The sequence below is a fragment of the Pelosinus propionicus DSM 13327 genome (assembly GCF_900114615.1).
In the GTDB taxonomy this organism is placed as follows: Bacteria; Bacillota; Negativicutes; order DSM-13327; family DSM-13327; genus Pelosinus; species Pelosinus propionicus.
The window spans coordinates 19,416-33,006 of the sequence record NZ_FOTS01000028.1 but is presented as its reverse complement, the minus strand read 5'-3'; the positions used below and the strand labels follow the sequence as shown (position 1 = coordinate 33,006).

Genomic DNA, 13,591 nt, shown 5'->3' with positions numbered 1-13,591 from the left:
TAAATTACCACATAATAGTTAGGAGAAACCTATGAAAGAATTGCAAAAAAAAATCGAAGATACCTTAGCAGCATATACAGGCCGCTGGGGAATGGTGATTCAGAATCATTCCAATGGCCAGCATTTCGCATTAAATCCCGACATGGTCTTCCCTGCAGCGAGTATGATTAAAATCCCGATCATGTATGAAGTAATGCGCCAAGCAGCAGCTGGCAAAATCGACCTTGAACAGCTTCTGATTGTAAAGGATGAATTACGCGTAGACGGGGCTGGTATTCTAAAAGAACTACGGCCAGGTATCGCTATGACGATTCGAGAACTTGTAACCTTAATGATTATCCTCAGTGACAATACCGCAACCAATATGATTATCGATTTTATTGGTATGAGCACAGTAAACCAAACCATGGAGCATCTGGGATTAAAATCAACGGTACTACGCCGCCAAATGATGGATTTTGCTGCCGCTGCAGCAGGTCTGGAAAACGAAACCTCTTCAGCAGATATCATATGTTTATTAACAAAAATTTACGATCATACCAATCTTCCTGCTGATTATGGCAAACTAATGATTGATATTTTATCCAGGCAGCAAGTTAGAGATAAATTACCCTTCTTCTTACCAGAAGAAATAGCAATTGCTCATAAAACAGGAACTCTCCCGGGAGTAGAGCACGATGGAGGAATCCTCTTCTTACCCGGCGGTCCTTATATTGTTTGCATTATGACTGCTGATCTTCCCGCTAATGTAGAAGGACTTCAGCTAGTCGCTGCCCTTGGCAAGGTAATTTACGAACATTTTGGACAGTTCAAGTAAGATGCCCTAACAAGAAAGTCTATTTAGATAAAACACAAATAACGAGCATAATGAAGCTCAATTTATTTAGTCTTAAGTTATGCTATTATGCTTTAGGCTATATATGAATATTTCCGAGTTCATTTCACTATTAAGGGGGAAAAACAATGTGTAAAAAAGTCCTTCTAGTCATGATGATGCTAATAATGATCCTTGGCCTAACAGTAGGCTGCAGTAAATCAGATAACAACGAGCAGCTGCTGCGTTATGCCTTAGAGGCGGAACCGGCAACCTTAGATCCTGCTAAGTCCACAGCCATTCCAGAATCCTTAGTCGAATTGCAGATCTTTGAAGGTTTGACCCGCCTGGATGCAAAAGACCAGCCTGCTCCCGGCGTGGCAGAACGCTGGGAGGTTACTCCTGACGGTCTCAAGTATGTTTTTTATTTACGACAGAATGCAAAATGGTCTAATGGCGATCCTGTAACTGCAGGGGATTTTGAGTTTGCCTGGAAGCGCGTCTTAAATCCTGAGTTTGCTTCTGAAAATGCCTATATGTTATTCTCTATAAAAAACGCGCAAGCATATAATGAAAAAAAAGCTGCAGCTGACGCTGTAGGAGTAAAAGCCTTAAATGAGCATACTCTAGAAGTGACTTTAGAAAAACCTACAGCTTATTTCTTAAGCTTAGCAGCCTTTCATTCCTTTTATCCAGTTCATCCAAAAACAGTTACTGCCAGTCCTGACAAATGGGCCAATGAAGTGAATACCTTAGTTGGCAATGGCCCTTTCAAAATAACCCATTGGGTTCACAGTGGTCAAATTCATTTTGCAAAGAATGATCAATACTGGGATACAGCAGCTGTGAAACTCACAAAAATGGAATGGCCAATAAGTGATTCTCAATCAACCCGATTGTCGCTGCTCGAAAATAAACAAGTTGATATGATGGTGGAACCGCCTGTTGTAGAGCATGACCGTCTGAATAAAGAAGGGCTTCTCCAAATATCCCCTTACTTAGGCACCTATTACTATGTATTTAATACCCAAAAAGCTCCCTTTGACAACCCTAAAGTACGTAAAGCTCTTACCTTGGGCATTAATCGCGATGCACTCGTCAAAAATGTAATCAAAGGCGGAAAGAAGCCAGCGTATGCATGGGTGGCACCAGGTCTTACAAATCCAGCTACAGGTAAAGATTTTCGAGATGAAGGCGGAAATTATGCCATTGAAGATACCGAGCTAGCTAAAAAGCTGTTAACAGAGGCTGGCTATCCCGGCGGACAAGGATTGCCTCCTATTACAATTCTATTTAATACTGGCGAAATGCATAAATCCATTGCTGAAGCAATTCAAGAAATGTGGAAACAAAACTTGGGTGTAACCGCCACTTTAACAAATCAAGAATCAAAAGTATTTTTAGAATCACGAACTCAAGGTGAATTTCAAGTTGCACGGGCGTCCTGGGTCGGTGACTATGCAGACCCAATGACTTTTATGGATGTATTTAAAGATCCCAGCAATGATGCTAAATATAAGAACTCAGCATATAATAACCTGATTGAAACTGCCCAATCCACAATGGATCAAAGTGTTCGTATGCAAGCCATGCATGATGGAGAAAAAGTTCTTTTTGATGATGCAGTGATCCTTCCCATTTATTATACAACCCAGCCATTTGTCGCAAGATCTTCTGTAAAAGGCTACTTCTGGTCCGTACTTGGTCTTGCTGATTTCAAAACTGCCTATATAGAGAAGTAAGAAAATACTGCGCATTTTTTAAAAAATAAGATCTTTTGAAACGCGAAGACACGAAGAACGAGGAAGAACACGAGCAAACATACTCGACCTATTAACTTCGCCTCTTCACGCCTTCGCGTTTCGTATTTTTGCTCAAAAAAATATATAGGAGGTGATCTTATTTTTTCGATTCCTCAAATTAAACCAAAGCGCCTCTTGCCTGGAGACACGATCGGTGTGGTTGCTCCCGCCAGTCCCGGGGATGAAGAGTCTACCCTCGCAGGCATAGCGTGGTTAAAAAACCAAGGATTTCACGTTCATCTAGGTAAAACAGTCGATCAAACCTTTGGATATTTAGCCGGATCAGATGACTTGCGAGCGGCAGATATCAATACAATGTTTACGTCACCTGATATTGATGGCATTTTTTGCTTGCGAGGTGGCTATGGTACCATGCGGCTATTGGAGTTATTAGACTATGACAAAATACGCGCCAATCCTAAAATATTTGTTGGCTATAGTGATATAACCGCTCTACACATAAGTATTAGGCAAAGAACCGGCCTCGTTACCTTTCACGGTCCCATGGTGGGATCTGATATGGGAAAAGGTCTAACCGATTATACTTGGGACTATTTATCACGAGCGATTACGGTTTCTGCGCCTCTCGGTTCCATTTTAAACCCTGCTGATTCATTGCCTGCCAGCTTTATCGCCCAGGGAGAGGCTCACGGACAACTGACAGGAGGAAACTTAAGCCTCATTACCGCCACTCTTGGAACCCCTTATGAAATTGATACCAGGGAGAAAATTCTGTGCTTAGAAGAAGTCGCAGAAGCCCCCTACCGCATAGACCGAATGCTGACCCAATTATTATTAGCTGGTAAACTGCAAGATACAGCAGGAATTGTATTTGATGTATGCGCCAACTGTGAATTAGAGTTAGAACCACCTGACTTCACTGTGGAAGAAGTCTTGCGAGATCGTTTAGGAAATTTACAAAAACCCGTCCTCTATCATTTACACTTCGGGCATACTACCGATAAAGCAACACTTCCCCTAGGAGTCACAGGGGTACTGAATTCTTTTTTAAACAACTTCGAAATCATTGAAGCTGCTACTATCAATTAAAGACTGGAGAACTGAGGTGAAAGATAATCATGGACAAAAAAGCATGGAAAGAACAAGTAATTGCCGCAGTAGATGCAATGGCGCCGGAGCTTATCAATATGAGTCTGTTCTTACACGAGCATCCTGAACTGAGCGGTCAGGAATATCAAGCAGCTCAACGATTGATTAACGCAGCTGAAAAACGAGGTTTTCTTGTTAAAAAGAACATTAGCGGTTATGAAACAGCCTTTATTGCCCATTATGGAACCAGCGGACCTAAAATTGCTTTTCTCGCTGAATATGATGCATTGCCAGGACTAGGCCATGCATGCGGACACAATCTTATTGCCGCTATGAGCTGGGGTGCAGCAGCAGCATTTGCAGCCGTAACAAAAGATCGAGCCGTTTCCTATTTAATTGGCTGTCCTGCAGAAGAGACCAGCGGTGCCAAAGTCGCCATGGCTGCCGACGGCATTTATGATGATTTAAGGGCAGCCCTAATTATTCATCCTGGCGACAGCAACAACATAGGTGGCACGTCTTACGCCACTCATCCCTTAAAAGTAACCTTTCGCGGACACCCTGCCCACGTAGCCAGCAAAACAAATAAAGGGGTCAACGCTTTAGATGCCCTTGTTATGTTTTATCAAGGCATTAAACCTTTACAGCAAACTTTTACACAAGAAACCATCTTAGCAGGAATTATCACCAAAGGAGGAACAGCTCCAAACATTGTAACCGATGAGGCAGAAGGGAAATTTACCATTCGGGCTTTATCATCTCATTATTTAGAGGAAACCGTCATTCCCGCCGTAAGAAGGCTGGCAGATGGTATCGCACTTGCCACAAATACAAGAGTTGAGGCTGTGCATTATGAACCTTTATTTAAAGAACTGCTAAATGATCCTGAGCTAATGGAATTATTTCAAGAGAATATGACATTTCTAGGAGAAAAAGTCACCTTGCTGGAGCCAAACGATGCAGATGGCTCTACCGATGTCGGTAATGTCAGTCATGCGGCACCTACCATCCATCCCGATATTTTCATTGGAAGCCACCTTTCAGCACACACACCGGAATTTGCCACAGCAGCAGGATCCCCCTATGCGCAGGAGCGGCTCTTAATAGGGGCGAAAGCGATGGCCATGACAGCGATTGATCTGCTCGATTTCTAAATCATAAAGGAAGACTTGATTCGGCGGAGTTTTACTCCTAAGAATCAAGTCTTCTTTCTTCTTCATATCTGCCTTCTCTAAAAACCCTGCATAGTTTGAATAGTTGGGCTAACGTTAAAGCCTGCTTCCGTTATACTGCGAAGTGCCTCGATACAAACTCCTTCGGCAATTTCTTCTAAGATAAGCCCATCTTTACTTATCTTGAATACTGCAAGTTCAGTGACAATCATTGTTACTACTGCCTTACCCGTCAAGGGCAGCGTACATTTATTAAGAATTTTTGCTGATCCATCTTTCGCACAATGCTCCATAGCAATAATGACTTTTTTTGCACCAACAACTAAATCCATAGCTCCTCCCATGCCTGGAACCATTTTTCCGGGAACCATCCAATTTGACAGGTTGCCATCACTGTCTACCTGTAACCCTCCAAGTACAGTAACATCTACATGCCCCCCGCGGATTAAGGCAAATGACATCGCACTATCAAACATCGCTGCACCCGGAATTGCTCCTGCTGGCTGACCACCAGCATTCACGAGATTAGGATTTATAGTACCGTCGGCGGGACCGAGGCCAACGAAACCATTCTCCGAATGGAAGACCACATGGACTTCTTGCGGTAAATAACCGGCAACCATGGTCGGCAGTCCGATTCCGAGATTAACAACATCGCCATCCCTTAATTCCAGCGCCACACGCCTGGCAATGATTGCTTTTGCATCTAATGACTTCATTCTTAACATCCTCTCTTACAGATGATTTTGTCCACCAAAATCCCTGGAGTTATCACTTGATCAGGGTCAATAGCACCAATTTCAACTATTTCGTCTACTTCAGCTATAACCATATCAGCAGCCATTGCTATAAGCGGATTAAAATTCCTTGCAGTTTTATCATAAATTAGATTACCTGCTCTATCCGCTGCTTTTGCTTTAATAAACGCAATATTTGCCCGCAATGGTGTTTCTAATAGATACTCCTTTTCATCAACAACTAGTTTTTGTTTACCTTTTTCCACCATGGTGCCGATTCCTGTTGGTGTAAGAAAACCACCTAATCCAGACCCACCGCAACGAATCCGTTCTATCAGAGTTCCTTGAGGAACTAATTCCACTTCTATTTCATTCGCAATCATTTGCTTTCCAGTAGATGGATTCGTGCCAATATGAGAAACGATGGCCTTTGTTACCTGGCGATTCGCTATCAGCTTTCCAACCCCTTTATCCACAAATGACGTATCATTAGCAATTAACGTGATGTTACTCACACTATTATCAATCATAACCTGTATGATTTCCTCTGGAGTTCCTACCCCTAGAAAACCACCAAACATGGCAACCATGCCATCATACAGAAATTCTGCCACTTGTTCAATACAGATTAATTTACTCACCTTATTAAATCTCCTTTTGAATAATACGTTAAGACACTTATATCATTGCATATAAAGCTTAATTCTAAATATAGCTAGCATATTTGGGCTAAAGTAAAAGCTACCCGTTTTGTTGGTAGCCTTTACTTTTTTAATAGCTTACATTTTACTGAAACAACATAATACCAGTTATGGCAACTACGTTACCAATAAAGAACAACAACACAGAAAAACCGATCAGATCACGGATACTAATATTGGCGATTGCAAGTAAGGGCAAAGCCCAAAAAGGGCAAACCACATTCCAGATACTTTCACCCCAGGCGGCACCCATAGCCACTTTCCAAGGCTCAACGCCCAATTGCGCTGCTGCCGGCAGCATAAACGGTGCCTGTACAACCCAATGGCCTCCGGCTGATGGAACAAAGATACTGATAATCAGGGATGAGAAGTAACAATACAACTCGAATGTTTGGTAACTTGCCGCTTTTAAAAGCAAGTCGGAGATCCAAATTACCAGCCCACTTCCATCCATAATTGACATAATTCCTGCATAAAAGGGGTATTGAAGGATAATTCCTGCCGCCGTACCAGCACCTTTTGACATAGCTTTCGTATAATTAATCAGCGAACCATGGGCTAATATGCCTAAAATTATAAAGCTGAATATCAATATGTTTAAATTCAAGGTTCCACCTGTTAGAAAAAAATTAACAACATAAGCGACTCCCATTAACCCTAAAGAATAATTCAAGATAGGGTTAGAGTCTATATGGTCAGCCAACTGTTTTTCTGCTGGTGCTAGGACTGAAGCCTGCTCATCCTCAAACAGGCTAGGGTCGGCCAAAACCATATCTTCCTTTTTAGGAATCATCAATACAAGAACTAGTGGAATTACAATAGCTAACGTAATCGTAATAAATAGGGCTTGTGGATGAAAAATGGTTTGGGACAAGGGAATAAGCCCAATTTGCTTTTCCAAAAAATGCCCCTTAGTATTGATCAATAGAGGTACCGATGCTGACATACCACCGTGAGTAATGATAATCCCCGAAAAGGCGGCTGCAACTAACAAACGAAAGTCCACGTCTGGATGGAGTTTAGCTGCTTCACGGGCAAGCAGTCCACCCGCAATCAACCCTAAACCCCAATTCAGATAGTATAATACCATGGAGATAAATCCAATGAATAGTATGGTCTGTACAGGGGTACGCGGTACCCCAGCTACGGATCGAAGAAACCTGCGAACGATGGGAGATGCAGCTAACGCATAGCCACTCACGATCACTAGAGTCATTTGCATGGCAAAAGCCAAGATACCGAAGAATCCTTTCCCCCAGTCATCTACAATTTTCATGATTGGCGTATGAGTAATACCTAAGGCCATAGCCACGACAACCAGAGAGATCATCCAAGCGATAGTAAACGGATCGGGAAGATATTTTTGCATCAAATTTACAAAAAACATGAGAAGTCTATTAATCATAGTTACACGCCCATTCTCTTTTATTTTCCTCTTGAATCTTAGATATAATAATGTGACGCTTTTAATTGATGAATCAATTTTTTCATAAATTTTTTCTTAATACTAGGGATTTCTGCTTGATTGTACTTAAAAAAACCTTCTCCAGATTTTATGCCTAGTTTCCCCTCCGCTACCTTCTGCCTTAAGAGATTGTTGGCTGACTGAGAATTATCGATTACTTTAAGCAAGTTATCTCCTACAATACACCAAATATCGAGACCGCCAAAATCTGCCACTTCCAGCTGCCCCGTTGTAGCATATCGAAAGGCTGGTCCAAATTTCAATGCTTTATCAACATCCTCTGGAGCTGCAATGCCCAATTCAATAATAGAGAATGCTTCTCTTGCCACCCCTTGCTGAATTCGATTAGCCACGAGCCCTGGAACATCTTTCAATACCTTAACCGTTTGCTTTTTGATGGAAGCATACAACTCCTCAACCTCTTTATAACCCTTCTCTGGCATGTTGCCAAAATAGGATAACTCGACAAGAGGCATCAAATGACCTGGATTATACCAATGACTTACCATCATTTTTTGCTTACGTTCGTCACTGACAAGTGCCATCATCTCAACCAAAGATAGGCTGGATGTATTGCTTGTCAAAATTGTATGCTCTGGACAATATTCATCTAATTGCTTAAATAAGTCCTGTTTAAGTTTTATAACTTCAGGCACTGCTTCGATGACATAGTCACGATCAGCCACTGTTTGCTTTAAATCACTTAATAAATTAATGCGATCAAGTGTAGGCTGGATTGTTTCAGTTGCAATAAAACCTTCCTCAACTAATAATTCCAGTTCTTCTTTAATTTCTTTCTTAGCAGCCTGTAGTCTGACTACATCCGTATCATACAAATTGACCTCATATCCATACATGGCAAAGGCTTCGGCGATCCCATGTCCCATAGTACCTGAACCCAAAACTGCTATTTTTTTAATCATCATAACTCTCCCTCTTATCCCTTGCCAATCTATTTTCTCAATCCTAAAATTTCTCTGGCATCCTCTGTGGTAGCGACAGTACCATTTGCCTCTTTAACAAGTCTAACCGCTCTTTCAACAAATTCAACATTTGACTTAGCCAAACGATTCTTAGCGTACATCACATTATCTTCCATACCAAGACGAATATGTCCACCTAAAGCGATCGTAGCCAGCTGAATTGGCACATGTCCAGCACCAATCCCGAATGCCGACCACGTGGAGTCCTTTGGAATAAGACTTTTCAGGTAAACAAGATTTTCTACCGTAGCGGCTGTACCGCCTGCCGCCCCCATACAAAATTGAAAGTGAATCGGACCTTTTAAGATACCTTTTCTTTGATAGTATAAAGCATTGTATATAAAGCTGGCATCAAACACTTCGACCTCAGGCTTAATACCATTTTCTTGTGCGACTAATCCCAATTTTTCCAAAAAAGCTGGAGGATTCAAGAATAAACCTGTATGCATCCAGTTCATGGACCCAGCATCATAAGAGCACATTTCAGGTTTAAGAGCAATGAGGTGAGCCATCCTTGTTTCCTCTGTAGCATGCAGATCCCCGGAAGTGGTGAGATTCAGGACAATTGGACAATTTTTCTCTTTAATACGAGTGACTGTTTCGATGAATTTCTCAGTACTCATGGTACCGTTTCCCTCATCATCCCGCATATGCAGATGAGCCACTGATGCACCGGCCTGCCAGCATTGGTACACATCTTCAGCAATTTCTTTTGGAGTCATTGGCACATTAGGATTATTCTCTTTCTTAGGCCAAGCACCGGTGGTTGCAACTGTAATAATCGTTTTTCCCATAATTTATCTCTCCTTGTAGTTTCTTAAACTAATTCTATAATTGTAGCAACGCCTTGCCCGCCGCCAATGCAAAGGGTTGCCAGACCACGCTTCGCACCACGTTGCTGCATGCCATGAAGCAGCGTAACAAGTATACGGGCACCACTGGCGCCGATAGGATGTCCAAGAGCAACGGCACCACCATGAACATTAATTTTCTCTTTTGGTAAACCGAGTTCTTTCCCTACTGCTAGGAATTGGGCGGCAAATGCCTCATTCGCTTCAAAAAGATCAATATCTTTAATTGATAAACCTGTCTTTGACAAGGCCTTGTGGACTGCTGGTACAGGCCCCATCCCCATGATAGATGGATCAACTCCGCCTGATCCATAGCCGATAATTCGTGCTAAGGGTTTAATCCCCAGTGCCTTAGCCTTGTCAGCGCTCATTACCACTAGGGCCGCAGCACCATCATTGATACCGGAAGCATTGCCGGCAGTTACAGTACCGCCTTCTTTTTTGAACGCTGTACGTAAACCCGAGAGGGCATCTGCAGTGGTCTCCCTTTTAGGAAATTCATCTGTATCGAAAACGGTATTTCCCTTTTTCCCTCTGATAGTTACTGGCACGATTTCCTCTTTAAAGGCACCTCTGTCAATCGCTTTAATGGCTTTAGACTGGGATTCAAAAGCTAGACGATCTTGTTCTTCTCGGGTGATGCCATATTTAGCTGCTACGTTTTCTGCAGTAACACCCATATGATAATCATGAAATGCACACCACAGACCATCTTGAATCATAACATCTGTGAGCTTGCTATTTCCCATTCGATACCCCCAGCGTGCCTTGCTGTCTAAAAGATAAGGAGCATTTGTCATACTCTCCATACCTCCAGCGACGACAATATCAGCATCACCAGTCATAATAGACTGAGCTGCCAAATTTACAGCCTTAAGACCTGAACCACAAACCTTATTAATGGTGAAGGATGGCACTTCAACAGCAACTCCAGCTTTGATTGCTGCCTGTCGTGCTGGATTCTGACCTAAACCAGCTTGCAGCACATTTCCCATTATGACCTCATCTACAGTGTCTCCCACCAAATGTGCACGTTCTAGAGCAGCTTTGATGATGATGCTTCCCAATTCCTGGGCAGAAAAAGAGGACAGTGAACCATTGAATGTTCCTATCGCAGTTCGAGCTGCACTTACAATAACCACTTCTTTCATACTCTCACACTCCTGTTAGCCTTATATACTAGTTACCGACTGCTTGCCGTATCCTACGTCCATGATTATTGCAACTATCGTGCCAAATGAATTTGAGAGGATTCTACTATAAACTCCAATATAAAAGCGATAAGCCGATGAAATAATTCATCAACTTATCGCATAAAAAACAGAAAAGTCACTTAATTTATTATTCTTTTATCCGATGAAAAATTGCATCATTACCGATTCTCTTTTTCATCACCTATACCAATCCCTAATTTCTTTGCCTTCTTCACTACTGTAGATTGATCTATTTTCAACACTTTTGCCACTTTTCTAGTACTTCCGTAAGTTGCTAACGCTTTTTCTATCGTCTTTTTTTCAACATTCGCAACAATCTCTTTAAGTCCTATTTCCTTATTCATAAATTCAGCATAATAAGGTTCAAGATTTAATAAAATTGCAATCTGTTCCCCGCTAATAACTGCACTATGATCTGAAACAATTACTAACCTTTCAATAATATTTTTTAATTCCCTTATATTACCTGGCCAAAAATATTGCATCAAGACTTCCATACCTAATGCTTCGATTATCGTGAATTTACCATATTTGCCATTATAGATACTAAGAAAATGCTGTGTTAACAAAATAATATCCTCACCTCTTAAACGGAGCGGGGGAATATGAATAGGAAATACATTTAACCGATAATATAAATCCTCTCGGAATTTGCCCTTCTGTACCATCTCTCTTAATTCGCAGTTTGTTGCTGCAAGAATTCGCACATCAAGTTTAACAGGCCTTCTGCCTCCAATTCTTGTAACTTCTTTATGCTGAATAACCCGCAGTAATTTCGACTGCAGTTCCATTGTCATTTCTCCGATTTCATCCAGCAGCAGTGTACCTTTATCAGCCAATTCAAACATACCCATTTTCCCTGAAATGGACGCACCAGTAAAAGAACCTTTTTCATATCCAAAAAGTTCCGCCTCCAATAAAGTAGCAGGAATCGCGGCGCAATTCACTTTTATAAAAGGAGCTTCCTTCCTCATGCTATTTAAATAAATCTCATCTGCTACAACCTCTTTTCCAGTACCTGTTTCTCCCATAATTAAAACCGTAACATCCAAATTAGCGATCTGATGTATCTTCTCCGTTACTTGTTGAGTTCCTATACTTTTCCCTATTAGGTTCTGATTCAGCTGTATCTTTCTTAAATGCTGAATCTCCTGCTTACGTTTACGTTCATCTTTTTCGACTGCCTTCATTTTTTGTTGCGTCGCCTCTACTTCGGCTTGCATTGCCAAAAGATCAGTAATTTCCCTGTCAATAACGACTACCTTTTTAACGTTGCCCTCCTGGTCTAAAATCGGATTACCCGTAATTAGCATCTTGATTCCATTTCGTGTACTTGTCCCCATTGAATTCACTTGTTTCTTTTGTTTTATCACCTCAGGAGTTACTGCATTCTTATATAAGCCTTCTTTAATAATATCATTCACATATTTATCTACTACTTCCTCCGCTTTTAAACCTGTTATTCTTGTATACGCTTTATTCACGTAAAGGGTCTTTCCATTACCGTCTGCTATGTATAATCCATCATAAAGATGATCTCCGATCTCTCTAAAATCAAGTTCCTTTAACTGCCTAAATTCTTCTCTTATCCACTTTAGTCCATCTATGATTTCCTCTTTTGTCATGGTACTATCATGAGTATTATCGCTAAACTTTTTAATCAAATTTTCTAAAAATATCATTGAGGAAAATTGGTTCCCGTGATCCATAGCATCGCTCCTTATAACAGTCTTTTTATATTTTTAAACCGATCAAATAGCTTCTAAAACACTTCTGCATATCGATGATCTGCTACTAATCATATCTGAAAAATCCGTCGAATACAATTTTTGTGAAAACATTCCCTATGTCATTTTGGCACAAGACTTGCAGTACTACATGATGAATTTGATCTTATAATAAAGATTTGAGGGGATGTTGTATGATGAACGCAGAAGAAAAAAATACTTTTTTGGAGCACTTTTTATATGTATTGCCTTTTCTTAATGAATTATCAGTGAAAGATATTGGTGTAGGTTTGACAGATCGTGAAAAATATCTGCTTTATAAACCTGGTAAGGAGCTCGATATGAACGTTTCTCCAGGGACGTTAATAAAGCCAGGATCTGCTGTTGTTCAAGCCATGGAGGAAAAACGTCGCATAGTAGTTAGAGGCGACAAGACACTCTTTGGTATGCCCTATATTGCTGTAGCTTGTCCGGTCTTTGGAAAATCAGGTGATGTAATAGGCTGTGCAGTCATTAGCGAATCAGCAAAACTACAAGATACGATAAAGGGAATGGCATCAAGTCTATCAGACAACATCACCATGCTAGCCAGTACCACCGAGGAGATATCTGCTCAATCTGAAGAAATTTCTGTTCTTATCAGCACCTTGGCAGAAGACTCTCTTAATTCACAAGTACAAGTCAAAAATACCAGCCAGGTCATTGGAATGATTAAGAATGTTGCCGCCCAAACGAATCTATTAGGACTGAATGCTGCTATAGAAGCAGCTCGCGTAGGCGATCTCGGACGAGGTTTTAGTGTAGTCGCGGAAGAAATCCGAAAACTATCAACAAACAGCACAGCTTCCATAAAAGAGATTGACACGATCATCAATATGGTTCAGACTGACAGTGATCGTATCTACCACAATTTGACTCGGATAAAGGAAGCAGTATCCCAAATCGCTGCAGCTATAATAAATGTAGCCAGCGCTGCCCAGGAAACGGGCGACCTGGTACACCAACTTAATGCAATGGCAGATAATTTAAGCTCAGATAACAAATAAATTCCAATTAAGTTGAACCAGGCACCAAC

Annotated in this window: 12 protein-coding genes; 5 read left to right on the top strand and 7 right to left on the bottom strand. The window is 41.2% G+C overall.

What is annotated here, in order from left to right:
* Positions 1–31: 31 nt before the first annotated feature.
* The 4 genes from BMZ99_RS15225 to BMZ99_RS15210 all read left to right on the top strand — a co-directional run bounded on the left by BMZ99_RS15225 (position 32) and on the right by BMZ99_RS15210 (position 4,820).
* The gene (locus BMZ99_RS15225) at positions 32–817 is read left to right on the top strand and encodes a serine hydrolase (protein ID WP_090938969.1); all 786 of its coding nucleotides are present in this window, start codon (positions 32–34) and stop codon (positions 815–817) included.
* Between the two features lie 146 nt (positions 818–963).
* Positions 964–2,556, top strand: coding sequence for a peptide ABC transporter substrate-binding protein (locus BMZ99_RS15220; RefSeq protein ID WP_090938967.1), 1,593 nt, complete (start codon positions 964–966; stop codon positions 2,554–2,556).
* A 195-nt stretch (positions 2,557–2,751) separates the two neighbouring features.
* The gene (locus tag BMZ99_RS15215; RefSeq protein WP_245754995.1) at positions 2,752–3,666 is read left to right on the top strand and encodes a S66 peptidase family protein; all 915 of its coding nucleotides are present in this window, start codon (positions 2,752–2,754) and stop codon (positions 3,664–3,666) included.
* A gap of 29 nt (positions 3,667–3,695) precedes the next feature.
* Positions 3,696–4,820, top strand: a complete 1,125-nt coding sequence (locus tag BMZ99_RS15210) for an amidohydrolase (protein WP_090938960.1) — start codon at positions 3,696–3,698, stop codon at positions 4,818–4,820.
* Between the two features lie 77 nt (positions 4,821–4,897).
* On the opposite strand, the gene BMZ99_RS15205 is transcribed toward BMZ99_RS15210, so the two are convergent.
* From BMZ99_RS15205 to BMZ99_RS15175, 7 genes are all read right to left on the bottom strand, one after another.
* Positions 4,898–5,557, bottom strand: a complete 660-nt coding sequence (locus BMZ99_RS15205; RefSeq protein ID WP_090938957.1) for a 3-oxoacid CoA-transferase subunit B — start codon at positions 5,555–5,557, stop codon at positions 4,898–4,900.
* Positions 5,558–5,559: 2 nt separating this feature from the next.
* Positions 5,560–6,216: an acetate CoA-transferase subunit alpha gene (gene atoD / locus BMZ99_RS15200; protein ID WP_090938952.1), complete on the bottom strand. Its 657-nt coding sequence runs from the start codon at positions 6,214–6,216 to the stop codon at positions 5,560–5,562.
* Between the two features lie 145 nt (positions 6,217–6,361).
* The gene (locus tag BMZ99_RS15195) at positions 6,362–7,681 is read right to left on the bottom strand and encodes a short-chain fatty acid transporter (protein WP_090938949.1); all 1,320 of its coding nucleotides are present in this window, start codon (positions 7,679–7,681) and stop codon (positions 6,362–6,364) included.
* A 38-nt stretch (positions 7,682–7,719) separates the two neighbouring features.
* On the bottom strand, positions 7,720–8,667 hold the full coding sequence (locus BMZ99_RS15190; protein ID WP_217645098.1) for a 3-hydroxyacyl-CoA dehydrogenase family protein: 948 nt from the start codon (positions 8,665–8,667) through the stop codon (positions 7,720–7,722).
* 26 nt (positions 8,668–8,693) lie between these two features.
* Entirely contained in the window at positions 8,694–9,518 is an 825-nt protein-coding gene (locus BMZ99_RS15185; protein ID WP_090938945.1) for a BKACE family enzyme, read from the bottom strand.
* Positions 9,519–9,541: 23 nt separating this feature from the next.
* Complete coding sequence (locus tag BMZ99_RS15180; protein WP_090938942.1) at positions 9,542–10,726, bottom strand: acetyl-CoA C-acetyltransferase; 1,185 nt, start codon at positions 10,724–10,726, stop codon at positions 9,542–9,544.
* Between the two features lie 221 nt (positions 10,727–10,947).
* Positions 10,948–12,498, bottom strand: coding sequence for a sigma-54 interaction domain-containing protein (locus BMZ99_RS15175; RefSeq protein WP_217645097.1), 1,551 nt, complete (start codon positions 12,496–12,498; stop codon positions 10,948–10,950).
* A 212-nt stretch (positions 12,499–12,710) separates the two neighbouring features.
* Here BMZ99_RS15175 and BMZ99_RS15170 point away from each other — a divergent pair, with 212 nt between their 5' ends.
* The gene (locus BMZ99_RS15170; RefSeq protein WP_139214779.1) at positions 12,711–13,562 is read left to right on the top strand and encodes a methyl-accepting chemotaxis protein; all 852 of its coding nucleotides are present in this window, start codon (positions 12,711–12,713) and stop codon (positions 13,560–13,562) included.
* Positions 13,563–13,591: the final 29 nt, after the last annotated feature.